The 1,433-nt window shown below is 68.0% G+C and carries 1 protein-coding gene; it reads right to left on the reverse strand.

Going from position 1 to position 1,433, the window contains the following annotated elements; all coding sequences use genetic code 11:
• Positions 1 to 139: 139 nt before the first annotated feature.
• On the reverse strand, positions 140 to 1,375 hold the full coding sequence (locus tag ACSDR0_RS50555; RefSeq protein ID WP_435296125.1) for an IS701 family transposase: 1,236 nt from the start codon (positions 1,373 to 1,375) through the stop codon (positions 140 to 142).
• Positions 1,376 to 1,433: the final 58 nt, after the last annotated feature.

Below are 1,433 nucleotides of genomic sequence, written 5' to 3' on the forward strand. Positions count from 1 at the left end.
CTAGTAGTACTTCGTTAAGTTAGTTCGGGTGGGTGGTGTTCCGGCCGGGGCGAGACGGGTATGTCGCGGCGGCAGGTCGGGCACGCGCCGGTCCAAGCGCGTATGAGGTCCTGAAGCGTGGCCAGAACTTGGTAGAAGGTCAGACCGGCGCTTGGGCTTTTGGGTCCAGGCGTCGCAGAGTGAGGAAGGCATGAGCGGCGGTGACCAGGGTGACGTGATGGTGCCAACCTCGCCAGGTGCGGCCCTCGAAGTGGTCCAGGCCCAGACCGTGCTTCATCTCCCGGTAATCGTGCTCGATGCGCCAGCGCATCTTCGCCAGGCGCACCAGCCGCCGAAGCGCGGTGCCCGCGCCCAGGCTGGTCAGCCAATACTCGGTAGGTGCCTTCTGCCCTGCAGACCACTCGGTGAGTAAAGTCAGCGCGGGCAAGACTCCGTCCCAGGCCGCCGATCCCCCCGCCCCAGCCATCGCATGCCTGCGGGCCGCGACCCCGGCCGGACGCACGCTCTGAACCCGGAATCTCGAGCGCATCGGGCCCTTGGATCCCGTCCGCCAGGTCGCCTGCCGATAGCTCTTGCGCCCCGTTTCGGCCGCCAGGTCCTTCAGCGAGGACGCTTTGCCGCGGTAGCGGGCGGCGGGCTTGCGCCCATGGCCGCTCCAGGCAGGCGCGGCGGGCACCGCATCGGCCGGATGCGCCGACTCATCGGAGCGGACCGCGACGACGAAGTCCAGGCCACGCTCGGCCAAGGCGTGACGGAACGCGGCGATCTGGCCATAGCCGGCGTCGGCGACGATCACCTGCGGCACAAGGCCCCAGCCGATCGCCTCGTCGATCAGGTCCAGCGCCAGCCGCCACTTCTCCCGGTGCCCCACCGCATCCGGCATCCCCGCCCTGGCCCGGCGCCGCTCGTCGTCGGCCCACTCCTGCGGCACGAACAGCCGCCAGGAGATCGGCACGGACGCGGTGTCGCAGGCTGCGTGCAGGCTGACCGCGACCTGGCAGTTGGCCTGCTTGCCCAGCGCACCGCACCACTGCCTTGCCACCGCCGCCGACATCTTCCCGTCCTTGGGAAAGGACACATCGTCGATCACCCACACCTGCGGATCGACGACAGCGACCGTCTTGAGGGCCACCGCTTGCAGCACCGCGGTGTGATCCCACGGCGACTGGTTCACGAACTGCTGCAAGGCCTGCATGTCGCCGTCCGGCAGCCGCTCGGCCATCGGCTGGATCGACTTCCTGCGGCCGTCCAGCATCAACCCACGCAGGTAACAGTCGCCCTTGGCCCGCTGATCCCGGCGAGGTACCGACGCGAACACCTCAGCCACGAACGCGGCCAGCTCACCCCGGAGCTGCTCGATCTCCCCCAAGTCCACAAGAGCAGCATGCCGAACCCAACACCCAAGATCAAATCAACCTAACGAAGTACTACTA

This window comes from Streptosporangium sp. G11 (assembly GCF_051192615.1).
Classification (GTDB): domain Bacteria; phylum Actinomycetota; class Actinomycetes; order Streptosporangiales; family Streptosporangiaceae; genus Streptosporangium.